The sequence below is a fragment of the Agarivorans sp. OAG1 genome, from assembly GCF_037076485.1.
Lineage (GTDB): Bacteria > Pseudomonadota > Gammaproteobacteria > Enterobacterales > Celerinatantimonadaceae > Agarivorans > Agarivorans albus.
In genome coordinates, this window is record NZ_AP028990.1 from 47,758 (window position 1) to 74,063 (window position 26,306).

Here is a 26,306-nt window from a genome sequence, read left to right on the forward strand (position 1 = left end):
GTAGCGTTCTATTATTAAGTGATAATACCGCCAAGTTTGGCGATAAATAAACCTAAGTTTTGCGAGCTTTGATCCAAACTTTAAATAAGTTACTCATGGAAACTTGTGTTTAGAAGTGGTGAGGTCTATATAAGTTACCAGTGGTATCTTAATTTAAGTCCTAGGGCAGGGAGCCAAGTGAAACTCAGTCGCCGTTCATTGTTAAAATACAGTATTGCTACTGCTGCGCTAGTTAGTGGAGGAGCATGGCTGGTGAGCCCTGCTTCCATAGATTTTAAACCTATGCCAAAGCTTACTTTAAAGCCGCAATACCAACAGGTGTTTTGGTACTTAATTCCTGCTTTCTTAGAAGGTGCAGTGGCTAGCGATGATGTAGCGCGAAAGCAACATGTGCTGGCCAATATCGATCAAGCGTTCAGCATTCTAGAACCCCATACCCAAGCTGAGTTAAATCAACTACTAGAGATATTGGCCTCTCGTGGAGGTTGGTTATTGCTAAGTGCCGGTGCGGCCCAACTTAGTGAGTTATCGATAGCGCAGCGCTTATTGTTGTTACAGCAATGGCAGCAGCACTATCTACAGCTATTACGACAAGCCTATCAAGGCTTACATGAACTGATTACTGCCGCTTGGTACGGTGATCCAACAGCATGGCCAGAATTAGCTTATCATCTGCCAGTGCAAGCTAGGGGCTTAGTGAATGATTAAAGATATTATTGTTGAGGGCCTAGCATCGGGCTGGCAACATATCGATGGAGCCAGCCAACAAGGAAAGCAAGAGCTAGATTGTGACGTACTAATTGTTGGCAGTGGCGCAGGTGGCGGGATCAGTGCGCAAGTGCTTAGCCAGGCAGGGCTTAAAGTGATGGTCGTTGATGAGGGGCCACTCAAAAGCAGCCAAGATTTTAAGATGCAAGAGCGCAGCGCTTACCCCGACTTATACCAAGAATCGGCTGCACGAAAAACCAAAGATAAAGCCATTAGCATCTTCCAAGGGCGTTGTGTGGGCGGCTCAACCACGGTGAATTGGACCACCTCTTTGCGTACTCCAGAGCTCACGTTGCAGCATTGGCAACAGCGCTGGGGTTTTAAGCAGGTAAATTCGAAAAGCCTTGCGCCTTACTTTGTTAAGGCAGAACAAATGTTGGGCATTAGCCCTTGGCTGCAAACAAATCAAAACAATGCTTTATTGGCGAAAGGCTGCGAGGCTTTAGCGTGGTCTTATCAAGCGATACCTCGCAATGTAAAACAGTGTTGGGACTTAGGTTACTGTGGCATGGGTTGTCCAACCAACGCTAAGCAGTCGATGTTAGTAACAACAATTCCAGCTGCGCTCAGTGCTGGCGCTACCTTGTTAAGTCGGTTTCGAGTGCAAACTTTGCATTTCGATAAAGGTGCTATCACCGGTGTGCAATTGCAGGCTTTAAATACTTCGCAGCGCTTACATAGCGCGAGTATTAAGATTAAAGCGCGCCAGGTCGTGTTGTCGGCAGGTGCTATTGGTAGTCCTGCTGTGCTGTTACGCTCCAAGGTTCCAGATCCTTATCAGCTAGTGGGCAAACGAACTTTTTTGCACCCAAGTGTGATGAGTGGGGCGGTGTTTGAGCAAGCGGTAAACAGTCATCAAGGCGCACCGCAATCGGTGTATTCTGATCACTTTGTATGGCGAGAAGGCAGTGAAGGAGAGTGTGGCTACAAACTGGAAGTACCTCCGGTACATCCTATTCTTTTGGCCACCAAAATTAGCGGCTTTGGTCAGTTTCATAGTGACATGATGCAGCAGATTAACCATCTGCAAGTCACCATTGCCCTACTGCGCGACGGCTTTAATGAGCAAAGTATTGGCGGACAGGTGCAGCTTCGCGATGATGGAAGTCCTGTGCTGGATTATCCAATTAGTGACTTTGTGTGGCGCGGAGCGCGTCGGGCGTTATTGAGCATGGCTGAGTTGCAGTTTGCTGCAGGCGCTAAACAAGTATTTCCCTTGCATGAACAAAGCAGGCTAGTGAGTTCATGGCCGCAGGCCAAGGCTATGATTGAGCAATTGCCAATGCTGGCCTTGGCTACGCGTTTAGCGTCAGCGCATGTGATGGGAGGCTGTGCTATGGGAGGCGAAGAACAAACATCCTTAGTAGATGAAGAGGGTAATTATCGCTGGCTGGATGGCTTAAGTGTGATTGATGGCTCGGTGTTTCCTACTAGCCTAGGAGCTAATCCGCAACTCAGTATTTATGCTATGGCTTTAAGAAATGCCGAATTGCTGGCAAAACGCCTACAAGCTTAGGCTTTGCTTAAGCAAAGCGTTTACAAACCAAGCTAGCCACTGCTAGTCTTAAATAAAGATTAAAAAAGGCCTAGCTTCATGTGGTTACAACGTTTGGTAAGGTTAAAGGCGCGACCGCGCGGCTTTCATCTAATTACCGAAGAATTGATTTTGCAGTTACCTGAGCTGCAAGATTTTAAAGTGGGCTTGTGCCACCTGTTATTGCAGCATACCAGTGCCAGCTTAAGCTTGAATGAAAATGCAGATCCCAGTGTTCGAGCCGATTTAGACGCTCATCTAAACAAAATGGTACCGGAAAATGCCCCCTATTTTGAGCACACCTACGAAGGCGCCGACGACATGCCTGCTCATATTAAAAGCAGCATGCTAGGCGCCGAATTAACCCTGCCGATTAACCGAGGTGAGTTGGCATTGGGAATATGGCAGGGCATTTATCTTGGTGAGCATCGCAATCAAGGTGGTAATCGGCAAATTATCGCTACCATCTCCGGTGAATAGTCCTTGTATAGCTTTACTTGTTATTCACAATACCGTCCCAATATCTTAAGCAAAGTCTTTATCTAAGTTGGCGCCATGGATCTGTTAGCTATATTTCTGCTCACCTTTATTGTGATGTTCTTTTGGCGTCGCCGAAAAGACGCTGAGCGTGCTCAACACTTAATCAAACAAAAATGTAAGACGCTAGAACTACAGCTGCTTGAAGTAAATTTTAAGCAAGAAAAGCCGCAGAAAATGGCAGGCTACTGGCGCTGGTGTCGTTACTACCAGTTTGAATTTTCTTCCACTGGCGACAGCCGTTATCAAGGCCAATTGATTATGGCTGGCAGCCAATACAAATTTGAGTTACCCGTTTACCGCGTGGGTGATGATTTGTATGAGGGGTAGGCTAAGCCCTACTAATCATACATCAGCGTTTCTGCTTTATTGCTATCAAACTCTTTCAAAGATTTACGTGCTAGCTGCCTAAAAGGTAGGGCTTTTACTATTTCTTCAAAGGGCTGAATAGCAAAGGCCCAAAAGATAGATACCTCAAAATAAAGAATCAGCAGTGCGCACAATGGAATAGAGATTAGCCATTGCCCTATAAAGTTGATTTTAAACACGCTGGTGGTTTTACCTAAAGCGCGTAAGGCATGTCCATGCACGGTATTGTAACCCCTCACTATCGGTAAAAAGATATACAAAGGTGCGATGAGACTAAGCGCTTGATAGGTTTCGGCATCTAAATCGGGGTAGATATTTGGCAGCATAAAACTAAGCCCGGCAAATAACAGCGCACAAATCACCGATATTGCTACAGAAACATCAATACTTTTGTTCACATTTGCGCTTAAGTCATCGAGCTTTCTTGAACCAATGGCTTGGCTAATACTGATCGCAGAAGAGTGTGCCCAAGCGGCAATAAACTGGGTGCCGGCCCTAAGCCAAGGCATCACCAAAGTAATCGCCACGTAAGCGTTAATGTTGAGCTGGGAGTACAGCAGCTGATAAACGCTAATACCAATTTGCAGGATGGTAACGTTCACCGCTACCGGGAAGATTTCCTTGCTATGAAGTCGAATGCTATTAAACAAGGCTGGCATCGACTGATTTAAACTTAGCTGTAGGCTTTGATCGGCTTTTAAACATAAACTTAAATAGCTCATGCGGATAACGATAGCTATTAAGCTACCCAAGGCTGCGCCCTCTACTCCCATGCCCGAAAACTCACCCCAGCCATGAATGAGTAAGTAAGATAGCAAGGCGTTGATTGGCATTTCGATGAGGTAGCCTTGCAGCGGAATTTTGCTTTTTCCTTGGCTGTTGAGCAGGGCGATCATCACTTGGGTAACGGCGGTAAATAGCACCAAGTATTTAGAAATGGCTAAGTAGCTAATAATTTGTTGCTGTAGCGCGATGTCATCGGCGAGCGCGCCAACAATGGCTTGGTCACCAAGGTGCAATACTAACCAAAAGATTATCGCTACAGTCACGTTGATCGCTAAACCAGACCAAAAACCTTTGGCAATGGCTTGCTTATTGCCCGAACCTATTGCTCGACTAAGTACTAATTGTGAGCCGTTGGCCAAGGCCATTTGAATGCCCATGATAAAGGCCACCAGGGTCGCCGCTATACCCATAGCAGCTAGAGGGATCTCGCCCAGAGGAGACACCAATAAGGTGTCTACCATCAACATTGATTGCATTAATAGGCCGTTTAAGGCGAGCGGCCAAGCTAAGGCGATATTCTTTTTAAGGTAGGATTGGCTCGGCACAACAGTCTCTAGTTATAGCAATCAATTTAGGATAATCAGTAGTATATGTGGTTTTGTATTACAAATTAAGTTGATAGATCAAATTCTGTTGAAATAAGCAGCGTTTTACTAAGACATTAAAAAATAACTTAGCATGGCACTAACACCAGAAATGGCACATAAACTTAAAGAAAATGTACGAATCCATTGCTGTGGAAAGCGTTTGCCGTAGCGTCGCCCCAGAAAAGCCCCTAACAGCGCAGCAGGAATTAAAGGCAGAGTCGCAGATAAATGCGTTAGCGACATAAATCCTACCGACGTTTGCACGATGAGCGACATAAAGCAGCTAGCAACAAAAAAAGCCGACAGATTTGCTCGTAAATAGCTGGCTTGCTGATGTTGTAATAGCAAGGCCATTGGTGGTCCGCCAATTGAGCTGCTCGTTCCCATAAAACCAGAAATGAATCCGGCTATTGCCATGCGCCTAGGTGTGGGAGCGATACGAATAGGAAACAAGCTAATGGCTACGGCGATAATTACCGACAAACCTAACCAAAAAGACAAACTTGCTAGGTCGGCCCACAGTAATAAAAGTCCGCCCGCAATAGAGCCAGGGATGCGGCCGATAATCGCCGCTTTTAAGCCACCAAATGCAATGCTGTGTCGGTATTCAATGGCACTTAAGCTTGCCACTACCAGCGCAACCACAACCATGGGACCTGGTACATAAACAGGGGAGAGTTGGAACAATAACGGCGCAGCAATTACCGCTAGGCCAAAACCTATGGTGTATTGCACAAATGCACCGCTTAACACCAGTAAACAGGCTAACAGTGTAATCACTTTGCCACCTCACTCACCCAAGCCTTGGCTAAGCAAAGTGGGTCGTTGATAAAAGCTATTCGCCTAATTAAGCGAATATATCGTTTGTTGCTGGTGGCTAAGAGTAGCTAGTTCGATTAAGGCAATTACTTCGCTGGCTTGCTGAGCACTTACAGCAAGCGGTTCACCCTTAGTCACTGCATTTACAAAGTTATCATAAAATGCCAAATAATTACCTTTAATTAATGACTTATGCAACAAGGCTTGGCCTGCTAAGTGAATTTCGCTGCGATTATTGTCTTGGCCAAATATGGCTGCATTAGCCGACAAGCCCGCTGCAAGTTGCTGCTCTTGAGGATCCATGCCCCATTTAGCGTAGGAGCCTTTACTACCATGTATCTGAAAGCGTGGACCCGGCTCAACCATTAAGGAATTACAGCTAAGCTGTACTTTTTTGTCGGGATAAATCAGCTGTAGGTCAAAGCTGTCAGGTGTTACCGCCCCGTCACGCTGAGTATCCAGATGAGCCCATAGTTTGTCTGGCTTACCAAATAAGCTAAGTACTTGGTCGATAAGGTGAGCGCCCAAATCGTAGAGCACTCCACCGCCTTGAGGGTCGAGTTCCTTCCAGCGTTGTTTCACTACCGGGCGATAGCGGTGAAAATGGGCGGAATAACTATGAATACGACCAAGGCTTTGGCTAGCAAGCAGCTGAGAGATAGTTAAAAAGTCACTGTCCCAGCGGCGATTATGAAACACGCTTAAACACTTACCGGTTTGGTCTGCGATTTGTTGCAGTTGCAGACATTGTTCGCTGGTTATGGCCAAGGGTTTTTCAACGATTACATGTTTGCCGGCTAGCATGGCTTGTTCGGCTTGCTCTGCATGCAGCGAGTTGGGGCTGGCGATAACGACAATATCAATGTTGGGGTGATTGATCAGTGTATCGCTGTCCAAACATAATGCCTTGGGGTAAGCATCGGCAATCTCTTGCTTGCGAGAGCTTGCGATGGCAAATACGTTCAGCTGCTGATGGGCGCTAATCAATGGGCCGTGAAATACTCGACCAGATAAACCAAATCCAATAATACCAACGTTTAACATGCGTGCTCCTATAATGGGCTTAAGGCAAAGGAATTGTTGCTAGCTTAACCGCCTCAGGTTGCTGGCGTATGACCGAAAGTAACCAAAGTTGCTCGCCGTCGCTAGCAATGGCTTGCGCGGTATCGGCTTGTTCCAATGCTATTACCTGCAGCACTTCCCCAGATTGTGGCTCAATTTCCAATAGGCTACTGTATCGAGAGCTGAGCACAAACCAACTACCTTGATGCAAAGTCATGCTGCCTAATTGATATTGAGAGAGCTGATCTTGCTGGCCTGTGCGGCTCAGCTCAAAGCTTTGTTGTTGTTGACCGTCGCGGTTGCCGCGATAACAGCGTTTTAGGCCTTCGCGTTCGCAGGTATAAAGAAGTTGAGCTTGTGGATCCCAGATCAAACCTGCTGTTTTATGATGTAAGCCGTCACGTAACCATTTGCGCTTATCTACAAACTTCCAGCTTTGCTCGGCTAGCTCAAAATACAATAAGCGTGCATCGCTGGAAATACCCACTAGATGATCATCTAACAAGACTAAGTCGGCGATATCGCCACTGGCGGGTAACTCTTCTAGTCTGGCTTCGGTGAGCTGCGGGTTAAGGTAAGCCAGTTTTGCAGAACCAGTGACTAACACGGTTTGCGGTGCCAGCGTGCCAATTAACCAGTGCTGTTGTTTTGGCAGCCACAAAAGGCTGGCCGCATTTGGTATGCCGTTTAGTTGCGCTACTAACTGCGGTTTTACGCTGTGCTTTGCTAAAGGACTATCTTGAAACTCACTACTTGGCGGTGGAAACATCACCAAGCCGACCAGGGTGCCAATCATTAATAGGGCGATTAAACCAATAACTTTAAACATGCTGTGCCCACCTTGGCGACATCGATAAAAAACCGCAGCTTTTATGGCTTAGGCTGGTAATAACTTAAGAACATGGCAATGCAGCTTTCTACAAGTTCTGCTTGTTCGTCAGCGCTTGGCATTGGCATGCGGTTGATAATTTGTGGCCAAAAACAGCGGCCTTTTAACATCGATAAAAACTGACTGCTCACCAAACTAGGGTTTTCACTTTGGATGCGTCCGTCTTTAATGGCACATTCAAACCAATAATTGATGCTGTTTTCTAAGGTAGCCATATGTTGCATGGTTGCAACCATTTGCTCCGGCATATGAATCGCTTCGGCAATCACTAATCGAGCAAGGTCGATAAACTCGGGATCGGCAAATAACCTTAATTCTTTTTGCGCCAGTTGCTGCAGCTGCTCTGCCAAACTCAGTTGACTGGAATAGTCCATTTTAGTGGCTGCAGAAATCAAATCTAGCATCATGCTAACAATGCCAATAAACAAAGCCTGTTTACTGGGAAAGTGGTTATAAACTGTGCGTTTACTTACCTGAGCCGTTTGAGCAACGCGATCCATGCTGGTGGCGGCATAGCCACTAGCCTTAAATTCAGTGATAGCTGCATTGATGATTTGAGCGCGTTTTTTTTGGCTAAGAGTCATTGTTCAGGAAAAATTAATTTAAGCGGAATTGCTGTTGGCTGATTCTAACAAATTTAGTAAATACATGGGCTAACAAATTGCCGCTGATTGTTCATTGAAATGTCACCTGCAGGTTCGCAATAACAGCCACACTGGGAAGGAGAATTGAGCATGGGCTTTCAAGATGAACCAAGACACTGTTTTAGAGCGAGAGTGGCAATACCCACCTTATGAGCGAAGTGATATTAGTAAAAAACTAAGCGGCTTACCTCCCAGTTTACGCCAGTATTACTTGTTGCTTAGTTGGCCGCTTCAGTTTGGTTTAGCGCCTGCTGTGGAATCGAGATAATAAAGCGAAAGCCTTTTTCTGGTTGAGTATCAACTTGTAGCTGCCACTGCAGTTTTTGGGTGATGAGGTTATACACTATATGCATACCTAAGCCGCAGCCTCCTTGGCCACGGGCTGTAGTATAGAAGGGCTCAAAAATGTGGCTTACGGTTTCTTGGCTGGCACCTTTTCCTGTATCGGCCACGATGAGTTGCGCGCCTTGGCCAGCTTTTTCTAAGGAAATACTTATTTTGCCTTCGGTTTTTCCATGACCGAGCCCGTGAATAAGCGCATTGCCAAACAAATTGGTAATCACTTGGGCGATCGCTCCCGGATAGGTAAATACATGTAGATTGGGCTCTAGCTGAGTATTGAGGCTAACCTTAGTGCCCTTAAGTTGATGCTGTAAGCTACGGAGAACTTTGTTGATGTAGTCGGCAAGATTGATACTGCGTTGCTCTTCGTAGCTTTGGTCTACTGCAACTTGCTTAAAGCTGGTGATAAGTTCTGCAGCGCGTTGCGCACTGCTAATGATAATGTCGCTGGTATTGGAGGCATCATCAACAAACTTTTCAAAATTGGCTTTGGTAAGCTGCTGGTTTTTCATTTGTGAAGCCAACAGCGCAATTTGTTCTTTAAGGTGGCTTGCTGCTAGTAAACTGTTGCCCAAAGGGGTATTTATTTCATGGGCAACACCACTGACCAAGCCGCCTAAGGCCGCCATTTTTTCACTTAACTCAACTTGAGCTTGGTATTGTTTGGTTTCTTCGAGTAGCCGCTGGTGGTCAATAATATCGGCGATTTGCGGTGCCATAAATTCGATGAATTCAGCATGCACGCCTTCAGTAAGCGCTACCATATAGCCAAAGTGCTGGTTACCACTTTTAAGTTCGCTTATCACCCAAAGACCTTGATGCGCTTTGTCGCCAATTACCTCCTCAAAGGCGGCTGGCAAGGGCGTTACCGATTCTGCTAAGGCTAGGCTGCCAGGTTGTAAGCGGTGAGCCAAATAAGTGTGGCTTTTTCCTTGTTCACTAAAGCCTTGCTGATAGATATACAGCTCCGGTATACCAAGTTCGTCTAGGGTGGGTTGGGCTTGAGTTAAAATGGTATCTAAGGTTTGTCGTTGGTGCAGTAAGCGAGTGACCGCTAGGCGCTGGGCATTGCTGTCGCGCTGTTGGATAAGCAAACGGTTTTGCTCGTCGTTGCTGCGTAGCTCGACATCTTTTGCCGGAGCTCCGGTGCTCGCTCGGAGTATCGACATGGTTTCTAATTGATATTGGGCGTCGAGAGTTGCTCCATTAATGCTTTCGACTACTAATTGCGCTGCAAGAGAGCCAGTGCGCTGAGCGGGGTAAATAGCGGTGGTGAGGCTAGGGCGAATGGCATCGGCATATTCAAAATCATCAAAGCCACTTACTTTTACTTGCTCTGGTATAGCCACTTGTTGCTTATCGAGTTCTTCGATTACACCTTTGGCGCTTAGGTCGTTAACACACATAATGGCATCGGGCAGGCGCTGCTGCTTGGCTAGCCATTGATGGCAGAGCTTGCCTGCACCAACAGGTGTCATATCGCCATGCAGGTGTTGTTCAGGAGCGTGACTTAAACCATGTTCTGCGAGTACATCTCTAAAGGCTTTATAACGTTGCTGGGAGTCGAAATTGTTTTCTGGGCCGTCGATATAAAGAATGTCTTTGCAGCCAATCTCTAGCATATGCTGGGTGAGTTGATACATGCCGCTGTAGTTATCGACCAGTACCGATGGAATGCCTGCTATCACCGATCCAACATTTACGATGGGTAGCTCACCAATCGCTTCAACTACTTTGCGCATTACCGTATCTGAGGTCTTGTAGCCTACACCTCCGCCGTATAAGACCACCCCGTCTATATCTAGTTTGCTTAGTTGTTTTATAAGCCATAGATCTTTGTCTTGAAAATCTTGCTCATCAGGGAGGTAGCCAACAGGCATGAATAGGCAGCTATATAATTGCGGATCAAGACTCGTTTGAATGCCTCGAATCACCTGCTGATCGATGGTTTGAGACAAGGTTGGCAATATAATCGCAATGCGTTTTTTCATTTAGAACAATAGTTTTGGTGTTAATACCTTTCAATGTAACAAGTGAAACTGAGATTGCTGTGATTTAGCTAGGAGAATTGTTAATAAATTGTATTTTTGCTGCTTAGTGGCATGCTTCTTTTGGCAAAGAAGCATGCCGGTCACATTTAGCTAACGATAGGCATTACTCGATTGCGACCTAGCCTTTTGGCTTCGTAAAGCTGGGTATCTGCTGCATCAACAATCGCCCGAGACTTACTCACCACGTTATATTCGGCTACACCAAAGGAGCTTGTGATGTTGTCGATACGTTGGTTGGAGCGACGATCTTTAAGGCTTAGTTTCTCAATAGCTCGGCGAACCGACTCTGCTAAATGGCGCGCTGAGCGTAGGTTTGATTTAGGGCAGATAATGGCAAATTCTTCGCCGCCAATTCGATAGGCTTTTGCGCCATCGCGACATGCTTCGTTAATCCGCTTAGCCACAATTTTTAGTACTTGGTCACCGAGAACGTGGCCGTAATTGTCGTTAAAGGCTTTAAAGTGATCGATGTCGGCCAGAATAATGCACAAACCTTCTGGGCTTGATTCGAACAAGTCTTTAAAGTCTGCGTCAAAGGCACGTCTATTCAACGCGCCAGTAAGCGCATCGTAGAGAGCTTCTTTCTCGGTTTCTTTAAGTTGATTTTTTAGGTTCTCGATTTCAGCTTGGGCTTTGCCTAATTGAGAGTTGAAAAAGTCGGTGCTTTGTCGAATGCTGGCGGCATCGTCGATCAGATTGCGAACTAAGCCAAGCACTTGCTCTAGTGGAATGCCGTCTTCTTCAATGCGATTTAATTTGGCGAAGTTCTTATCTATGCTGGATTGGAAGGCGTTGGTATCTGAGCCGGTATCGGTCATGGTTTGTGACAGCTCGGTGGCCATGGCTTCTAGGCTATGGCGCATGCTTTTCACATCTAATTCTTCTTGGCTAGCAATATGATTTTGATAAAGGATTTGGCTGCTAGTAGTTGGAACGGTGTCGTATTCGCTAATGATTTCGTCAATGGCGGCATTTAGCTCAGGGTTTTGATCATCAACGTACAAATACCATAAGGCATAGTTGCTAGGTGTGGCAGGAATTTGATGCTTCATCATCAAAGGCACTGCCTTTTTTAAATTTAGGGTCGCTTTTTTTAAAATTTTATCGCTCATATGAGCTCCATCGATACTCGTTGCTTAACGCCATTCGCAGCCTGCTTATTTGGCGTTGTAAACAATACGGCTTTTGTTAATCAATAATGAACCAACAGGAGCCGAGTAAGCTCCTTCATTCGAGGTTATCAATCTTATTATGAAGCCTCGGGACACTGGTAAACATGTGCGCTAACTAACTCTGGCTCTGCTGTGGTTAAAGGAATCAGCTGCACTGCATTACCTTTAAGACTAATAACCCGCTGGCTTAACTCTTGTTTGCCGCTATCGCTGTCTAAACTTTGCGGGTCTACGTTAAATACCCCTAGAATATTGCAATCAACCACATCGGTTGATTTCTCGGTAATCATCACACCTTGGTTTTGTTCAGGAGCAGAGCTTGAACAAGCTCCCAGTAAGGCAATGGCGCTGGCAACAAGGAGAGTTTTTTTCATCGCGATTCCTACAATTTCAACGAATTAGTAAATAAAGGATATTTTTCTTATCAATAGCTTAGTAAATTTTGCTCAGCTATGAAAACAATTTGCTGCTTAATTGTTGTTTGTGTTGCGCAAGGGAGAAAATGGCCCAGCCTAAAATCCCAATTTGTAACTTGCAGAGCTAATGAAAAGCAAAAAAAAGCCCAGTTGAGGAACTGGGCTTTATCGATTTTAAACTTGCTTACTTGCCAATTAAGATGCGCAACATGCGGCGTAGCGGTTCTGCTGCGCCCCATAGCAATTGGTCACCCACTGTGAAGGCCGAAATGTATTCCGGGCCCATGGTGAGCTTACGAATACGACCAACCGGAACACTAAGTGTGCCAGTTACTTTGGTTGGAGTAAGTTCTTGAGCTGATAATTCGCGATCGTTTGGAATTACTTTTACCCAATCATTGTGAGCGGCTAAAATTTCTTCAATCTCGGCAACTGGAATGTCTTTTTTCAGCTTAATGGTAAGCGCTTGGCTGTGACAACGCATAGCGCCAATGCGCACACATATCCCGTCGATAGGGGTTTGTTGATCGCTGGTGCCAAGAATTTTGTTCGCTTCAACTTGCGCTTTCCATTCTTCTTTACTTTGACCACTGGCTAGTGGCACGTCAATCCAAGGGATTAAGCTGCCAGCTAACGGTACGCCAAATTGATCGGTAGGGAAATCGTCACTACGCATTTTATCAGCCACTTTGCGGTCGATATCAAGAATGGCAGATGCTGGATCGGCTAACTCTGTGGCTACATCGTCACGAATCTCGCCCATTTGGCTGATTAATTCACGCATGTTACGCGCACCAGCGCCAGAAGCAGCTTGGTAGGTCATTGGGCTAACCCATTCGATAAGGTCTTTTTCGAACAATCCGCCAATGGCCATTAATAACAATGAAACGGTACAGTTACCGCCTACATAAGTTTTTACACCCTTGCTTAAGGCTTGGTCAATCACGTCACGGTTTACTGGGTCTAATACAATAACTGCATCATCTTCCATACGAAGTGCTGATGCTGCATCAATCCAGTACCCGTCCCAACCACTTTCGCGTAGTTTAGGGTAAACGTCTTTGGTGTAATCACCACCCTGACAGGTGATAATGGTGTCCATGGTTTTTAGGCTGTCGATATCGAAGGCATCTTGCAAGATGGTTTCGCCGGTGCCAACATCTGGACCTGCAATACCTACTTGAGAAGTACTAAAAAAAACCGGAGCTATGTGGGCAAAATCGCTCTCTTCGCGCATACGCTGCATTAACACGGAACCCACCATGCCGCGCCAACCAACCAAACCTACTTTCATGGTCCGTTTTACATCCTTTATTTTATGATCTTTGTGTTTGCTGTTTGGCTAAACAAGTGAGTTTAGCCAATCTTTGAGATTACCATTGGCAAGCCTTTAACACTAGCGCTTATCAAAGAAAGTTGAGCGCTTTTCAACCACTATTTGCGAAGATGATTGCAGCGCGATTTAGCGTGGGCTAGTTGGAAAGTTAACCACTTTGGGAGATTGGCGCTGATCTTCGCTAATGTTTATGTTGCGGCTGCGGCGCTTTCCTTGGGAATAGCGGTCGTAGCAAGCATCGGTAATGCCCATTTCTTGGCAGAATTGCACGAAGCTGGCAAAGTCCTTACCGCTAAAGGCGTTGTCACTGCGGGTGAGTTGGCTGTCGATGTAGGCTTGGGTGCCGTTAAAGTTGATATTGGCGCAGGCATCATAGGGTTGCCCATATTCGCTTACTCGGATAGCGCGCACCATTTTTATTTCGAAAATCCAATCGCCAATTCTTAAACAACGTTGATCAAACTGTTCCATTTTGATTCCTTTAGCTAAATAATTTGGCGAGATAATAAGAAGCCGCTCACCCTAAACCCTGTGAGCTACAGCACAAATTAAGCCAAAAATTTAGCACTTAAAAATCAAAGCCTTAGTTGTAGAGGTGATAAAAAGTGTCGCTGATTGGCGACAGTGGTGGGAAAATTTGCGGTTTAAATCTAGCCTACTAGCAACAAAAGTTTACACTTGTACCATAAATCAGAGACTTAGCTTGGTTATTTATCATATGTAATAACTGTCTCTGATTGGCGACAGTGGGATTTTTGTGCATCTCTGGCATTATAGTCCGCTGTTTGGATTGTTGTTCCTCGCTAGGGATAGTTGTTTGATTAATTTTCGCGTGCTGGCCTCTATTCGCCGGCTTAGCTTTTGGGCCTTAGCCACCTTGGGATTGCCCTTACTACTTAGTTTATTGCTTGCCTCATATTATTTGCAACAAGTGTCTATGCAAGGCCAGCAAACTGCGTTTTTGTCGGCGCAAGTGGTGTCGGCAAGTAAACGTTTAGACGAGTCTTTATTAGATTTAGAACGCAGTGCGCGGCAGTTTAGAGTACTTGCCGATGAAAATCGTTTAAAGCTTTATCAGCGCCAGTGGCAACGGGTATCTAAAGGTTTGTTTGAGCTGCGTACTGGCACTGAAGATAAAGAGCTATTGCAGATTGTTTATGAATTAGAGCAGCAACTGCAATCTTTAAGTGAGCTAATGGAGAGCCCTCAAGCCTTACAAAGAGTGGCTCTAAATATACAATTTAAGCGCTTTGCTAGCTTAAGTCATCGCTTCGACCAACGCAGTCAAAGTTTAATTAATGAACTGGCTATGGCTTTGCAACATACTACGCAACAGGCTCAGCAACGTTTGTTGTTTAGCATGATCAGCCTGCCTTTTGCCTTGGCCGCGGCGGTATTGCTGGTATTGGTGATTACTCGGCCCTTGCAACAGTTACGGCCACAAATTGCTCGTCTAAAGTCGGGTGAGTTTGAGCAAGCCATTAAGGTAAGTGGCGCTACCGAAGTGATGGCGATTGCCGATGCCTTGGATGATATGCGTTTAAGGCTATTGAGTTTAGAGCAGCAAAAAACCGCTTTTATTCGACATATTTCGCATGAGCTAAAAACTCCGTTGGCGGCTATTCGTGAAGGTAACGAACTGCTCTATGACAACAGTGCAGGGCCTCTTAACGCTCAGCAGCAGGAAATTACCGAAATACTGCGTGATAGCAGTTTGCGCTTACAGCAGTTGATTGAAGCCTTGCTGGATTTTAATTTGCTGTTGGATACCCCTGGTGAACAAGTTCATCACCCTGTGGACTTAAAGCCACTTATTGAAAAAGTGTTGGCAAGCCATCGCTTGAGCCTGTCTAGCCGGGGCTTAAACCCTAAGATAGAGCTGGGAGAGAGCTGTGTGATGGCCAACCAAGAGCAGCTCCGGGTGATCGTCGATAATCTATTGTCGAACGCGATTAAGTTCTCGCCACAAGCGGGGGTGATAAAACTAGGCTCGTTTGCCACGGTAAACGGGGTAAGTTTATATATTGATGACGAAGGTGAAGGCATTGAAGATGAGCTACAGCAACGGATCTTCCAACCCTTCGTTCAAGGAAAAACCGCTAAAGATCCGCGTTTAAAAGGCAGCGGTTTAGGTTTAACCATTGCCAAAGAGTTAGTTGAACGGCAACACGCCAGTTTGCGTTATCAGCGCTTAGAACAAGGCAGTCGATTTGTCGTAGAAGGTTTACAAGGAAGCGAGTTAGATGAAAGTTAAATTGTACGTAATGCTGCTTAGTATGGTAACGCTAATGCTTAGCGGTTGTGAGTTAACACGCCCCAATCAACCAGTGGTGCCTGTTAGCGACGCTCAGCAACTTGAGTTGGGTAAGTTTGACCCAGCGGCCTATTATTTAAACCTTGAAAGCCTCAGTGAAGATCAAATATTCAACGAGTTAGAGCTGTTATTACTGGATCCGCAGCAGGGTAATAATGGTATTAAACTTGGCCTAATATATGCCTATAAGAAGTCACCAGTGAAGAATCCGCACCGCGCTCATGCGCTGTTTAATAAGGCGTTAGCTAGCGAGCAAGTATTTGCCCAACGTGGCATGCTGGTGGCCTTAAACGACCAAATTGCGGATAGCTTGCGTTGGTTACATAAATACGAAGATCTCGCTTCTACCCAGCAGCAGCAAGAAGATTTACTGCAGCAGCAAATTGGGGCATTAAAAATGCAGCTAGATGAACTCACGCGAATTGAGCAACAACTAAATGAACGAAATTAATCATCAAGGCGGAAAGCTACTGGTTGTCGATGACGACCCCAGCCTACTACGTCTGATAAGCCTGCGATTACAATCAGCCGGATATGAAGTGCACGCTGTTGCCAGCGCCAAAGAAGCCTTGGCAGAGTTGGAAAGCTACCCGGCACAACTGGTTATTAGTGATGTACGCATGGACGGTATGGACGGCCTTGCCTTGTTTAATGCAATAAAGCAGTTGTACCCCAGCTTGCCGGTGATGTTACTTACCGCTCACGGTAATATTCCCGATGCTATTGCGGCCACTCAACAAGGTGTATTTGGCTATTTAACTAAACCTTTCGACAGCCAAGAGTTGCTGGCAAAAGTGGCAGACGCTTTACAGCTTCAGCCAAATATTGCGGAAAGTGAAAGCCAACAGCCTCAGGCTAGCTGGCGCAGTGACATTATTAGTCGTAGCCCAATTATGGATGTGCTGATCAAGCAAATTCAGCAAGTTGCACCCAGTGATGTAAATATCATGATTCAGGGTGAAAGTGGCTCAGGTAAAGAGTTGTTGGCTAAGGCGATTCATCAGGCTAGCCAGCGTCACCAGGGCCCATTTGTTGCGGTGAACTGTGCCGCTATTCCCGAAGGCTTGTTTGAGTCTGAGCTATTTGGTCATGCCAAAGGCGCGTTTAGTGGTGCAGCCAATGCGCATCCCGGTTTATTTCAAGCAGCTAACGGTGGAACCCTATTTTTAGATGAAATCGCTGATACGCCCTTAAGTGTGCAAGTTAAATTACTGCGTGCACTGCAGGAGCGGGAAGTACGTCCGGTGGGTTCAACCAAGAACATTCCAGTTGATGTGCGAATTGTCTCGGCCACCCACCAAGATCTATATCAAGCAGTGCAGCAACAAGAGTTCAGGGAAGATCTTTATTATCGCCTTAATGTGGTGGAGCTGGGCTTGCCGCCATTAGCCAAGCGCCGCGAAGATATTCCTTTATTGGTGCATCACTTCAGCCAGCAAATTGCCGATCGTCAAGGCAGTGCGCTAAAAACCTATTCTCCAGAAGCCATGTCTAGCTTGGTATCGGCGCGTTGGCCAGGCAATGTTAGGCAGCTAATGAATGTGGTTGAGCAAACCAATGCCTTATCTACTGGGCCGTTGATTCCGGCGCAGCTGGTTCAACAAGCCTTGCGAGAAAAGGCCGAGTTGGTGAGTTTTTCTCAGGCTAGGGATGAGTTTGAGCGAGGTTATTTAGCGCGCTTATTGCGCCTAACTCAAGGTAACGTGAGTCAGGCAGCGCGCTTAGCGATGCGTAATCGCACCGAGTTTTATAAGTTACTGGAGCGCCATCATCTGCGCCCCGAATCGTTCCGTGCTTAAAGGTGCTTTTCGTTAAAACGATCAACAATCACCGCACAAGCTGCATCGCCAGTGATGTTTAACGAAGTACGGATCATGTCGAAAATACGGTCCAATGCAAACAATAGTGGTAGGCCTTCAATAGGAATGCCTGCCGCTAGCAATACCGCGACTACCAAGAACGACGGGCCTGGCACACCTGCTTGACCAATTGCCCCCAAAGTAGCGGTAAAAATAATTGCCGCATAAGCCGCTAAGCCTAAGTCTACTTGGAACATTTGCGCAAAAAACACCGCCACTAAACCGTAGTAAATAGCATTACCACTCATGTTAATGGTTGCCCCTAAAGGCAGTACAAAAGAGGCTGTCGCTTTAGATACTTTTAGTTCTTCTTCTACTACTTCCATGGTAACCGGCAGGGTTGCCATAGACGATGACGTTGAAAGCGCCACTGCTTGAGGCTTTTTCATAGCACTCATAAACTCACGCACCGACATGTTAGAGAACAGCTTAATGGTGAGTGGGTAGAAGACAAAACCATAAATAAGAATAGCTGCTACATATACGGCAAACAGCTTAGCGACAAGGCCTAGCATGGCAAAGCCAAAGGTGCCCACCGATTCAGCCATAAGACCAAATACACCAAGTGGCGCAATTAGCATTACTACGTTGATCATCCAAATAAAGGCACGAATAACAGTGTCTAAGCCGCCCATGATAGGAGCTGTTTTATCGCTAGGTTGCTTTGATAAGGCGATACCGAAGAACAAACAAAACACCATGATCTGCAGAATATTTGCATCCATTAACGAGGCAAAAATGTTTTCTGGGATCATGCCGATTACGGTTTCCATTACACCCGGTACGCCACCTTTATCGGCGTATTCGTTAGAAAACATATCGCTAGCTTGGCTTAAGTCTAAACCGGTACCCGGTTGGAATAGAGAACCCATAACTAAGGCGAGCGCCACTGCAACCGCTGAGGTTGCCATAAAGAAGCCAAAGGTAGAAATACCAATTTTACCTGCTGCAGGGCTGTTACCAAGGTTGGCTGCGCCAGAAATAATCGACACGCCAATGAGTGGAATAACCAGCATTTTAATTAAATGGATGAAGATCGCGCCAAGTGGGGCAAATATAGCAGCTTGCTCACCCATTACTGCGCCAACTACCGTACCAATAATCATTGCTATGACTACTTGTACGCCAATATTTTTATAGAGTGGTTGTGCTGTGTCCATCAAGTTTCCTGTTGTGAATAGTGTTATCAGTGCAATTGATGGTCGCGAATTGTACTGCATAAAAGCTATAAAGTAATCATATATACCTATTTTTGATTGATGTTCAGTTTTATGTGTTGTTGGTGATGTTGGGGAACGGGCAGTTATTTGAGGTGTAATTGCGCTTCTATTGTTAAATTGTTCACTATCGGTTTTTCAACAGGCTATTATGTCGCACTTTTATTATTTAGTTTTCCTAGCATGCATACTTTAGAGCAACTTCGTTCCGGCCAACTACGCCAACACACTCGCATTAATATCAAAGATAACCTAGAGCAACTGCCAGAAGAGTTTGCTGAGTATTGCCCACAAGTCGAGGTGCTGGACTTAAGTGACAATCAATTGAGCGCCTTACCTGAATCACTTAGCCAATTGCAAAACTTGCGAATAGTGTTTGCCTCTAATAACCAGTTTGAAGTACTGCCAGAGGTGCTGGGGCGCTGCGCTAAGCTTGATATGATAGGTTTTAAATCAAATAGCATTCGCCACGTATCTGCAGCAGCATTGCCGGCAAAGTTGCGTTGGTTAATTCTTACCGACAACCAAATTGAAAGCTTGCCCGAACAACTGGGTGAGTGTAGCGAGCTGCAAAAGTGTGCCTTGGCGGGCAACCGCCTTACTGCCTTGCCACAATCAATGCAGCACTGCCACAAATTAGAACTACTGCGTGTATCCGCCAACCAACTGGCTAGTTTTCCTACTCAATTATTAGAGCTTCCGCGCTTGGCATGGCTGGCGTTTGCCGGAAACCCTTTTTGCCAAGGTTTTGAGCATGGATCTGGTTTAGCAAAATATTCACTTGACGATTTTGTGTTTGATAAAGTTCTGGGACAAGGTGCCTCGGGCGTTATTTCTCTAGCTCATCCTAAATCCGGTGCAGCGCTACCCAGCAGCGTGGCTATTAAAGTGTTTAAGGGAGAACTTACCAGCGACGGTTATCCAAGTGATGAGCTAGACGCCTGCTTACATGTAGACCAACATCCAGCCTTGGTTAATTTTATTGGTCAAATTAGTGAACCCGATTGCTCTGCGGTGGTAATGAAGCTGATTCCCGAGCATTTTAGCAATTTAGGCCAGCCACCTAGCTTAGCGACTTGTACGCGGGATACTTTTTTACCGGGACAGCAACTGGGCATTGTGGCAATTGCTAAGATTGTGGAGCAAATGCAAAGCCTTCTGCAACACTTGGTTGAGCATCACATGTGCCACGGAGACTTGTACGCACATAATGTGTTGGTGGATGAAGACTACAATATTGTGCTGGGAGATTTTGGTGCTGCTTCGCATTACGAGTATCTACCAAAAGAAGTGCAGTTGAAACTTGAACGAGTGGAGCAACGTGCATTGGCGTTTTTTATCGAAGATATGCTGAGTATTTGTAGGCTAAATGCGCAAGCCTCAAATACCTATAAGCAACTTAAAAGCCAAGCAAAAGAGTTGCTTGGCTTTTAAGATATCGGTTTTGTGAGTGTCGCAGTAAATAGCAACCACACCTTATAGAAGCCGCTTATTGTTGGTTATTTAAGGTTCTACAATGGCTAATAAACTCGTGGGCTTCTGCATTATCTGATGGGAAGCGCATTTCTAGATCTGCCTCGATGAGCTGTGGCTTTTGTTCATCAATCGCTATGCAGTAGTGCTTATCGTTATCTTCTTCAAAAATGGTATGCGTATAAAGAAAGTTTTGGTCCTCATCGTATAAGTCGAAGGTATTGCTTGTCCCATAACTCACACGAAATACTGCATATTGATAAGCTGGATTGTTCGCGTCATCTAAAGGTTCTTCACCATCAAGGCGTTGATTTAATGTAACGTTCACCTGTTCAACGCCGTTCGCTATTAACAAGCGCTTAAAGTTGACCGTATCGTTGTTTGCTACATCTTCAGGGAAAGATTGCTGTGAAGGGTAAAATGTTAGAAACACGCGGTTGAGATCATCGGTTTCAGATGAATCATTACAGGCCGTTAAGCCTAAAGTTAATAGCAGTGCGCTAAGTAATCGACAGGTCATGTGCTTTCCTATTTATAGTTTTTCACATCCTGTGGTTTGGCTTCCTTAAGAGACGCTTCAAAAAGCTTGAAGCGTCATCTTCAGTTTTATTCGGCTTTTTCTTCCATGCCTTCATTAATTGTTCGGCAGGCTAAAATGAACTCGTGGGCTTCTTTTTTGGTTTCGGCAATTTTGACAGGCGAGTCCACTACTAGCTCAAATTTGCTCATGTAGATACTGGGTAAGCAAAGGTGGCGCTGGGTCATATCTGCGAAGATATCGATGTTATATAAAAACTCACCGCTCTCAGAATAAACATCTAAGGTCGTGCTGCCTAAAAAATCAATTAAGAAAGTAGCGTTTTGGCTGGCGTCTTCGCCGTTAATTCTTGGCTGCTCACCATCACGACGTTGGTTAATGGTGATGCTTTGCGCGGGCGACCCGCCATCAGCTCTAAAGTGACGTTTTTGAGTAATCGTTTCAGTGTCGCCGGCAGCACCAGGGAAAGACGTTGCAGGGGGGTAAAAAGTGACAGCAATTTGGCTTCTGGGTTGGTCATCTTCAACAGAACAAGCCATCAATAAAGCAGACAATAGCGCAACAACAGCAATACGCGGGGACAACATTTAAACTCCTAAATAAGCAACAAGGCTAACTTTCCTGTTAGCTATTATCGTCCCTGAGTAATTACCGAGCTTTTTACAGAAAGCGTTTAACAGACGCAAGTGAAACTTTTAATTGTTGGCTAACTATCGGTAATTATTTTAGTTTTTGCGAGATTAATAACACAAAGCTTACTAATTGCTTAGCTCTAGGTCCGCCAACGGTTGCCTAAAAATCTGTACATGATATTTTCGTTGCACGATTTAGTTAAGGACTTCAGCCATGCCAAAGGCCAGTGAAATAAAAAAGAATGCCGCCATCGAACATAACGGCAAAGTGTATTTTGTAAAAGACATCGCTAAGTTAACCCCTAGCGGACGTGCTGGTGCTAGCCTGTACCGTATGCGCTTATACGATGTAGCCACCGGCGCAAAAGCTGACGAAAGCTTTAAAGCCGACGAAATGATTAACCTTGCTGATGTGAGCCGCCATCAAGTGATGTTTTCTTACATTGATGGTGACGAGTATGTGTTTATGGATAATGAGGACTACACCCCTTACAACCTAAACAGCGAAACCATCGGTGATGAAATTCCCTTCATCACCGAAGATACCGCGGGTATGCAAGTGGTTACCGTAGACGGCGCCCCAGTAGCTGTTGAACTACCTGCCAGTGTTGAGTTGGTGATCGTAGAAACAGACCCTTCAATTAAAGGTGCTTCAGCTAGCGCCCGCACTAAGCCAGCTATTTTAAGCACCGGCTTGTCGGTACAGGTGCCTGAATACATCGCCAGCGGCGAGAAGATTAAGGTAAGCACTGCCGAGAAGAAATTTATGAGTCGCGCAGAGAAGTAACTTGCTTTGATGGAAGTTAGGTGGACAAAGCAGCTTTAGGGCTGCTTTTTTGTTTGCGCTATTAGGTAGGTTGTTTAGCTTTTTTGATATTTGTTAGGAGTAAAAGGTGGTTAATTATTTAAATGTTGCAACAGCGATACTTGCTTCTCTAGGGACTAGTGGAGTGATTATTTGGGGGCTATCTAACTATTTAGGAAGCATATGGGCAAATAGGCTGTTTGCAAAAGAGCGCAATAAGTACGATAGAGAAATAGAGTCTCTTCGTAATGAGTTACGAAGGGATAGTGAGGAATATCTGTCAAAATTAACCAGTGAGATTGAAATCTACAAACAGACCCACCTCAGAGAACACAGTGATAAACTCATGATTTATAGGGCGACTATAGACCTTGTTGCAACAATGTTGGCTAAGATTGAAATGGTATATTTAAAAAATAAAGAGAAGCTTTCGCCAGAAGAACAAGAGCTTTTTGAAGCTGAAAGGTTAAGAATATACGGATATTTGGCGATGTTAGCGCCTCAAAATATTATGGATGCAAACGACAAATTGATGGATCTTTTGTTGGCATTGATTTACGACGATAAGCCTACATCTTGGGAAGACATTCGTTATCACGCATTACTTCTAACCAATGCTATGCGTAATGATATTGGCTTAAATAAGATAAGTGTCGAGTATAACGGTTCACGATAAACTGCATTGAACCAAACTTTTTCGCCGTTGGCGACTTACTTTTCTTTGACGGGCAAAGAACAGTAAGCAAAAGAAAGCCCGCCCCGCATCACCTTCATCCTGCGTTGCGCATCATCCAGCGCGCCGCGGCAACTCGCTTCGCTCAAACAGGCCTTAGCTTTAATCGCTAGATGACTTACGCTACTCGGCGGTGATGAGGGAAATTAGCACGCACTTGGATAGTTGATACTTACAGGAGTGAGGGTGAACTTGCTGCGAGACTGCTCCAAGACTAGTGAAACTTAGAAAACGTAAAGCAGCCTTTCGGCTGCTTTTTTAATATTTTTCTAACTAAATCATCGTTCTACCTTGGCGCATCAGCTCTTCTATTTCGCCTAAGCTGGCTGGGTCGTCGATGGTGGAAGGGATGGCGTATTCTTCGCCGTCGGCCAGTTGGCGCAGGGTGCGGCGGAGGATTTTGCCGGAGCGGGTTTTAGGCAAACGCTGCACAATAATGGCTTGTTTAAAGCAGGCTAAAGGGCCAATTTCATTACGTACTTTTTGTACCAGTTCTTTGGATACCTCTTGCTCACTTTGTTGCACGCCATCTTTAAGCACCACTAGGCCAAAGGGCACTTGGCCTTTTAGGTCGTCGTGGCTGCCAATAACCGCGCACTCGGCTACCGCGGGGTGGGCGCCAACCACTTCTTCCATCTCACCGGTTGATAAACGGTGACCTGCTACGTTAATTACATCGTCGATACGACCCATTACAAACAGGTAATCATCTTCATCAATGTATCCGCCATCACCAGAGACATAGTAACCGGGGAACTGTTTTAAATAGGCCGATTCAAACCTCGCTTGGTCTCCCCAAACGGTAGGCAAACAACCAGGCGGAAGCGGCAGTTTTATGGCGATAAAGCCTTGCGCCATTGGACCACACTCGTCGCCCATTTCATCTAAAATAGTGACTTGGTAGCCGGGTAGGGCTTTGGTGGCGCTGCCGGCTTTTACTGGCATACGTTCTAAGCCAAGAGGGTTACCTGCAATGGCCCAGCCGGTTTCGGTTTGCCACCAGTGGTCGGTCACTGGTTTGTCGGTTTTGTTGATGGTCCATTCTAATGTTGGTGGGTCTAAACGTTCGCCCGCCATGAAGATGTCTTGCAGTTGGCTTAGGTCGTAATCTTTAACCAACGCGCCATCGGGATCTTCTTTTTTAATCGCGCGAAAGGCAGTAGGGGCGGCAAACAATACTTTTACTTTGTGCTCGCTAGCAACCCGCCAAAATGCGCCAGCATCGGGAGTGCGCACTGGTTTGCCTTCGTACAAGATGGTGGTGCAGCCGTAAATTAACGGAGCGTAAACGATGTAAGAGTGACCCACTACCCAGCCTACATCGGAGGCAGCCCAAAATACATCACCGGGTTTTACGTTGTACACCGCTTGCATCGAGTAGTTCATCGCAACCGCGTGGCCGCCGTTGTCGCGCACCACACCTTTGGGTTTGCCGGTGGTGCCAGAGGTATACAAAATGTATAGCGGATCGGTGGCGTCTACCGGAACGCAATCAGCCGGCTCAGCTTGCTGTTGCAGTGCTTGCCAATCTAGATATTGCTGATTAAATTCAACCGCTTGCTGAGGGCGTTGCCATACTAATACTGGGGTAGTCATCTGTTGGCTTTGCTCTAAAGCCAGGCTTAACATGGGCATGTAGTTGATGACTTTGGCGCCTTCCAGCCCGCAGCTGGCGGTAAGAATGACTTTAGGTTGGGCGTCGTCTATGCGTACCGCTAATTCTTGGGCAGCAAAGCCACCAAATACCACCGAGTGAATCGCTCCAAGGCGTGCACAAGCTAGCATGGCGATGGCAGCTTGAGGGATCATTGGCATATACAGCACCACTCGGTCGCCTTTAGTGACGCCTTGGGCAGCTAACATACCAGCGGTACTGGCTACTTCATCACGCAATTGTGCGTAAGTGAATTGTTGTTTTTGCTCGGCTACTGGCGAGTCATAAATAAGCGCGGTTTGTTCCGCTCGGCCATTTTCACAATGGTAATCAAGCGCCAAATACGCGGTGTTCATGCTGCCGCCTTTAAACCAGCGATAATTGCCGTGTTCATCTTGGCTAAGTGCTTGTTCTGGCGGGCTATACCAAGCCAATTGTTGGGCTTGCTCTAACCAAAACTGTTCGGGTTGCTGTTTGGCGTGGTCTGCTTGTTGCTGATAACTCATAATATGCTCCTCGTCCCTAAGCTGTTTACCACTTGGCAAGGGGAATTTTTTATTAGGCTTTACTTTGGTTACCTTAGGTAACTTAAAAGCTGTTGCTGGGCACGCGTACCCAACCTTCCATTAGTATTCTGGCGCTGCGACTCATGCTTACTTTGGTCACTTGCCATTGTTGGTTAACTTGTTGAGCTTGTGCGCCAACTTTAAGGCTGCCTGAGGGGTGGCCAAAACGTACTACCTCGCTCTCGCCGCCACCAGCGGCTTGATTTACCAAAGTACCGGGAATAGCTGCCGCTGTGCCTATGGCTACTGCTGCGGTGCCCATCATGGCGTGGTGTAATTTACCCATAGATAAAGCGCGTACACATAAGTCGTTGTCTTCTGCTTTAATCTGTTTGCCGCTAGAGCTTTGATAGTTTTGCGACTTGGCAACAAAGGCGACTTTGGGTGTATGTTGGCGTTGAGCGGCTTGTTCCAGTGAGTCTATTAAGCCCATTTTAAGTGCGCCATGGGCGCGAATGCTTTCAAACATGGCTAAGGCTTTTTCATCATTATTAATGTCTTCTTGTAGCTCTACGCCGCTGTAACCAAGCTGCTTGGCATCAACAAAAATTGTAGGGATGCCGGCGTTAATCATGGTGGCTTGCAGGCTACCAATTCCCGGAACCTCTAATTGTTCGCACAAGTTACCAGTAGGAAATAAGGCCCCTTCGCCATCGGCAGGGTCAATGAAGTCAATTTGCACTTCGGCAGCCGGGAAGGTCACGCCATCTAATTCAAAATCGCCACACTCCTGCACCTCGCCATTAAGCATAGGTACATGAGCAACAATGGTTTTTTGAATGTTGGCTTGCCAAATGCGGATGCTGGCAAGGCCATTCTGTGGCAGAGTAGCGGCATCTATCAAGCCTGCGTTAATTGCAAAAGCGCCCACAGCAGCGGTTAAGTTGCCGCAGTTGCCACTCCAATCTACAAAGGCCTTTTCGATAGCAACTTGGCCAAACAGGTAATCGACATGGTGATTAGGCTGCTGGCTTTTCGCTAGAATTACCGTTTTGCTGGTGCTTGACGTAGCGCCACCCATGCCATCAATTTGCTTGGCGTAAGGGTCGGGGCTGCCAATCACTCGCAACAACAAGTTGTTACGCGCCTCACCGGGTTGCTGCGCAGCTTTGGGCAAGTCATCAAGCTTAAAAAACACCCCTTTACTGGTGCCGCCACGCATATAGGTGGCAGCAATGCGTTGTTGCTTAATTTGGCTCATGC

The 26,306-nt window shown here is 46.0% G+C and carries 25 protein-coding genes; 10 read left to right on the forward strand and 15 right to left on the reverse strand.

The window, feature by feature from the left end; translation table 11 throughout:
• Positions 1-177 precede the first annotated feature (177 nt).
• The 4 genes from OAG1_RS00225 (at position 178) to OAG1_RS00240 (ending at position 3,169) form a co-directional block, all read left to right on the forward strand.
• Complete coding sequence (locus OAG1_RS00225; RefSeq protein ID WP_338622972.1) at positions 178-708, forward strand: hypothetical protein; 531 nt, start codon at positions 178-180, stop codon at positions 706-708.
• A complete protein-coding gene (locus OAG1_RS00230; RefSeq protein WP_338622974.1) occupies positions 701-2,284 on the forward strand; it encodes a GMC family oxidoreductase in 1,584 nt (527 codons plus the stop codon). Before OAG1_RS00225 ends, OAG1_RS00230 begins: the two co-directional genes overlap by 8 nt.
• A gap of 78 nt (positions 2,285-2,362) precedes the next feature.
• Positions 2,363-2,782, forward strand: coding sequence for a secondary thiamine-phosphate synthase enzyme YjbQ (locus OAG1_RS00235; protein ID WP_016403840.1), 420 nt, complete (start codon positions 2,363-2,365; stop codon positions 2,780-2,782).
• Between the two features lie 75 nt (positions 2,783-2,857).
• A complete protein-coding gene (locus OAG1_RS00240; protein WP_152783992.1) occupies positions 2,858-3,169 on the forward strand; it encodes a DUF3301 domain-containing protein in 312 nt (103 codons plus the stop codon).
• Between the two features lie 11 nt (positions 3,170-3,180).
• Here OAG1_RS00240 and OAG1_RS00245 read toward each other — a convergent pair whose 3' ends face one another.
• From OAG1_RS00245 to OAG1_RS00290, 10 genes are all read right to left on the reverse strand, one after another.
• Positions 3,181-4,539, reverse strand: a complete 1,359-nt coding sequence (locus OAG1_RS00245; protein ID WP_016403838.1) for an MATE family efflux transporter — start codon at positions 4,537-4,539, stop codon at positions 3,181-3,183.
• A gap of 108 nt (positions 4,540-4,647) precedes the next feature.
• Positions 4,648-5,361 (reverse strand): sulfite exporter TauE/SafE family protein, encoded by a 714-nt coding sequence (locus OAG1_RS00250; RefSeq protein WP_338622978.1) that lies wholly within the window; start codon positions 5,359-5,361, stop codon positions 4,648-4,650.
• Positions 5,362-5,424: 63 nt separating this feature from the next.
• Positions 5,425-6,444 (reverse strand): Gfo/Idh/MocA family oxidoreductase, encoded by a 1,020-nt coding sequence (locus tag OAG1_RS00255; protein WP_338622980.1) that lies wholly within the window; start codon positions 6,442-6,444, stop codon positions 5,425-5,427.
• Between the two features lie 19 nt (positions 6,445-6,463).
• Positions 6,464-7,291 carry a hypothetical protein gene (locus OAG1_RS00260; protein WP_338622983.1) on the reverse strand — a complete coding sequence of 276 codons (828 nt, stop codon included), beginning with the start codon at positions 7,289-7,291 and terminating at the stop codon, positions 6,464-6,466.
• Positions 7,292-7,332: 41 nt separating this feature from the next.
• Complete coding sequence (locus tag OAG1_RS00265) at positions 7,333-7,935, reverse strand: TetR/AcrR family transcriptional regulator (protein ID WP_338622985.1); 603 nt, start codon at positions 7,933-7,935, stop codon at positions 7,333-7,335.
• Positions 7,936-8,213: 278 nt separating this feature from the next.
• On the reverse strand, positions 8,214-10,328 hold the full coding sequence (locus OAG1_RS00270) for a substrate-binding domain-containing protein (RefSeq protein ID WP_338622987.1): 2,115 nt from the start codon (positions 10,326-10,328) through the stop codon (positions 8,214-8,216).
• 146 nt (positions 10,329-10,474) lie between these two features.
• Positions 10,475-11,500, reverse strand: a complete 1,026-nt coding sequence (locus tag OAG1_RS00275; RefSeq protein WP_152783982.1) for a GGDEF domain-containing protein — start codon at positions 11,498-11,500, stop codon at positions 10,475-10,477.
• A gap of 137 nt (positions 11,501-11,637) precedes the next feature.
• Positions 11,638-11,934 (reverse strand): hypothetical protein, encoded by a 297-nt coding sequence (locus OAG1_RS00280; RefSeq protein WP_016403831.1) that lies wholly within the window; start codon positions 11,932-11,934, stop codon positions 11,638-11,640.
• 226 nt (positions 11,935-12,160) lie between these two features.
• Complete coding sequence (gene asd, locus OAG1_RS00285) at positions 12,161-13,270, reverse strand: aspartate-semialdehyde dehydrogenase (RefSeq protein ID WP_152783978.1); 1,110 nt, start codon at positions 13,268-13,270, stop codon at positions 12,161-12,163.
• A gap of 168 nt (positions 13,271-13,438) precedes the next feature.
• The gene (locus OAG1_RS00290) at positions 13,439-13,783 is read right to left on the reverse strand and encodes a hypothetical protein (protein ID WP_016403829.1); all 345 of its coding nucleotides are present in this window, start codon (positions 13,781-13,783) and stop codon (positions 13,439-13,441) included.
• Positions 13,784-14,129: 346 nt separating this feature from the next.
• On the opposite strand from OAG1_RS00290, the gene OAG1_RS00295 reads away from it, so the two are divergent.
• From OAG1_RS00295 to OAG1_RS00305, 3 genes are read left to right on the forward strand one after another with little or no spacing between them, the layout of a single operon-like run.
• Positions 14,130-15,566 carry a HAMP domain-containing sensor histidine kinase gene (locus tag OAG1_RS00295; protein WP_152783976.1) on the forward strand — a complete coding sequence of 479 codons (1,437 nt, stop codon included), beginning with the start codon at positions 14,130-14,132 and terminating at the stop codon, positions 15,564-15,566.
• Positions 15,556-16,077 carry a hypothetical protein gene (locus OAG1_RS00300; protein WP_016403827.1) on the forward strand — a complete coding sequence of 174 codons (522 nt, stop codon included), beginning with the start codon at positions 15,556-15,558 and terminating at the stop codon, positions 16,075-16,077. The genes OAG1_RS00295 and OAG1_RS00300 overlap by 11 nt, the downstream gene beginning before the upstream one ends.
• A complete protein-coding gene (locus OAG1_RS00305) occupies positions 16,064-17,425 on the forward strand; it encodes a sigma 54-interacting transcriptional regulator (RefSeq protein ID WP_338622994.1) in 1,362 nt (453 codons plus the stop codon). Before OAG1_RS00300 ends, OAG1_RS00305 begins: the two co-directional genes overlap by 14 nt.
• Here the strand turns inward: OAG1_RS00305 and OAG1_RS00310 are convergent.
• On the reverse strand, positions 17,422-18,645 hold the full coding sequence (locus OAG1_RS00310) for a dicarboxylate/amino acid:cation symporter (RefSeq protein ID WP_338622996.1): 1,224 nt from the start codon (positions 18,643-18,645) through the stop codon (positions 17,422-17,424). The two genes, OAG1_RS00305 and OAG1_RS00310, sit on opposite strands and share 4 nt — an antisense overlap.
• Before the next feature lie 240 nt (positions 18,646-18,885).
• On the opposite strand from OAG1_RS00310, the gene OAG1_RS00315 reads away from it, so the two are divergent.
• Positions 18,886-20,136, forward strand: a complete 1,251-nt coding sequence (locus OAG1_RS00315) for a leucine-rich repeat-containing protein kinase family protein (RefSeq protein ID WP_338622998.1) — start codon at positions 18,886-18,888, stop codon at positions 20,134-20,136.
• A gap of 55 nt (positions 20,137-20,191) precedes the next feature.
• On the opposite strand, the gene OAG1_RS00320 is transcribed toward OAG1_RS00315, so the two are convergent.
• Positions 20,192-20,695: a hypothetical protein gene (locus tag OAG1_RS00320; RefSeq protein ID WP_338623000.1), complete on the reverse strand. Its 504-nt coding sequence runs from the start codon at positions 20,693-20,695 to the stop codon at positions 20,192-20,194.
• Between the two features lie 86 nt (positions 20,696-20,781).
• The gene (locus tag OAG1_RS00325; RefSeq protein ID WP_338623002.1) at positions 20,782-21,300 is read right to left on the reverse strand and encodes a hypothetical protein; all 519 of its coding nucleotides are present in this window, start codon (positions 21,298-21,300) and stop codon (positions 20,782-20,784) included.
• Between the two features lie 259 nt (positions 21,301-21,559).
• Here OAG1_RS00325 and yeiP point away from each other — a divergent pair, with 259 nt between their 5' ends.
• Together yeiP and OAG1_RS00335 are read left to right on the forward strand one after the other, a co-directional pair.
• Complete coding sequence (gene yeiP, locus OAG1_RS00330; RefSeq protein WP_338623004.1) at positions 21,560-22,132, forward strand: elongation factor P-like protein YeiP; 573 nt, start codon at positions 21,560-21,562, stop codon at positions 22,130-22,132.
• A gap of 106 nt (positions 22,133-22,238) precedes the next feature.
• Positions 22,239-22,826: a hypothetical protein gene (locus OAG1_RS00335; protein WP_338623006.1), complete on the forward strand. Its 588-nt coding sequence runs from the start codon at positions 22,239-22,241 to the stop codon at positions 22,824-22,826.
• Positions 22,827-23,156: 330 nt separating this feature from the next.
• Here OAG1_RS00335 and OAG1_RS00340 read toward each other — a convergent pair whose 3' ends face one another.
• Complete coding sequence (locus OAG1_RS00340) at positions 23,157-25,043, reverse strand: propionyl-CoA synthetase (RefSeq protein ID WP_338623008.1); 1,887 nt, start codon at positions 25,041-25,043, stop codon at positions 23,157-23,159.
• A gap of 82 nt (positions 25,044-25,125) precedes the next feature.
• Positions 25,126-26,304, reverse strand: a complete 1,179-nt coding sequence (prpF, locus tag OAG1_RS00345; RefSeq protein ID WP_338623010.1) for a 2-methylaconitate cis-trans isomerase PrpF — start codon at positions 26,302-26,304, stop codon at positions 25,126-25,128.
• Positions 26,305-26,306: the final 2 nt, after the last annotated feature.

Bases quoted from the DNA above. Each gene is read 5' to 3' on its own strand.
- OAG1_RS00315 (WP_338622998.1), top strand. From the start codon at position 18,886: ATGCATACTTTAGAGCAACTTCGTTCCGGCCAACTACGCCAACACACT.
- OAG1_RS00340 (WP_338623008.1), bottom strand. From the start codon at position 25,043: ATGAGTTATCAGCAACAAGCAGACCACGCCAAACAGCAACCCGAACAG.
- OAG1_RS00310 (WP_338622996.1), bottom strand. From the start codon at position 18,645: ATGGACACAGCACAACCACTCTATAAAAATATTGGCGTACAAGTAGTC.
- OAG1_RS00230 (WP_338622974.1), top strand. From the start codon at position 701: ATGATTAAAGATATTATTGTTGAGGGCCTAGCATCGGGCTGGCAACAT.
- OAG1_RS00290 (WP_016403829.1), bottom strand. From the start codon at position 13,783: ATGGAACAGTTTGATCAACGTTGTTTAAGAATTGGCGATTGGATTTTC.
- OAG1_RS00305 (WP_338622994.1), top strand. From the start codon at position 16,064: ATGAACGAAATTAATCATCAAGGCGGAAAGCTACTGGTTGTCGATGAC.
- OAG1_RS00325 (WP_338623002.1), bottom strand. From the start codon at position 21,300: ATGTTGTCCCCGCGTATTGCTGTTGTTGCGCTATTGTCTGCTTTATTG.
- OAG1_RS00320 (WP_338623000.1), bottom strand. From the start codon at position 20,695: ATGACCTGTCGATTACTTAGCGCACTGCTATTAACTTTAGGCTTAACG.
- OAG1_RS00275 (WP_152783982.1), bottom strand. From the start codon at position 11,500: ATGAGCGATAAAATTTTAAAAAAAGCGACCCTAAATTTAAAAAAGGCA.
- OAG1_RS00240 (WP_152783992.1), top strand. From the start codon at position 2,858: ATGGATCTGTTAGCTATATTTCTGCTCACCTTTATTGTGATGTTCTTT.
- OAG1_RS00260 (WP_338622983.1), bottom strand. From the start codon at position 7,291: ATGTTTAAAGTTATTGGTTTAATCGCCCTATTAATGATTGGCACCCTG.
- OAG1_RS00280 (WP_016403831.1), bottom strand. From the start codon at position 11,934: ATGAAAAAAACTCTCCTTGTTGCCAGCGCCATTGCCTTACTGGGAGCT.
- OAG1_RS00255 (WP_338622980.1), bottom strand. From the start codon at position 6,444: ATGTTAAACGTTGGTATTATTGGATTTGGTTTATCTGGTCGAGTATTT.
- OAG1_RS00300 (WP_016403827.1), top strand. From the start codon at position 15,556: ATGAAAGTTAAATTGTACGTAATGCTGCTTAGTATGGTAACGCTAATG.
- asd (WP_152783978.1), bottom strand. From the start codon at position 13,270: ATGAAAGTAGGTTTGGTTGGTTGGCGCGGCATGGTGGGTTCCGTGTTA.
- OAG1_RS00235 (WP_016403840.1), top strand. From the start codon at position 2,363: ATGTGGTTACAACGTTTGGTAAGGTTAAAGGCGCGACCGCGCGGCTTT.
- OAG1_RS00265 (WP_338622985.1), bottom strand. From the start codon at position 7,935: ATGACTCTTAGCCAAAAAAAACGCGCTCAAATCATCAATGCAGCTATC.
- prpF (WP_338623010.1), bottom strand. From the start codon at position 26,304: ATGAGCCAAATTAAGCAACAACGCATTGCTGCCACCTATATGCGTGGC.
- OAG1_RS00270 (WP_338622987.1), bottom strand. From the start codon at position 10,328: ATGAAAAAACGCATTGCGATTATATTGCCAACCTTGTCTCAAACCATC.
- yeiP (WP_338623004.1), top strand. From the start codon at position 21,560: ATGCCAAAGGCCAGTGAAATAAAAAAGAATGCCGCCATCGAACATAAC.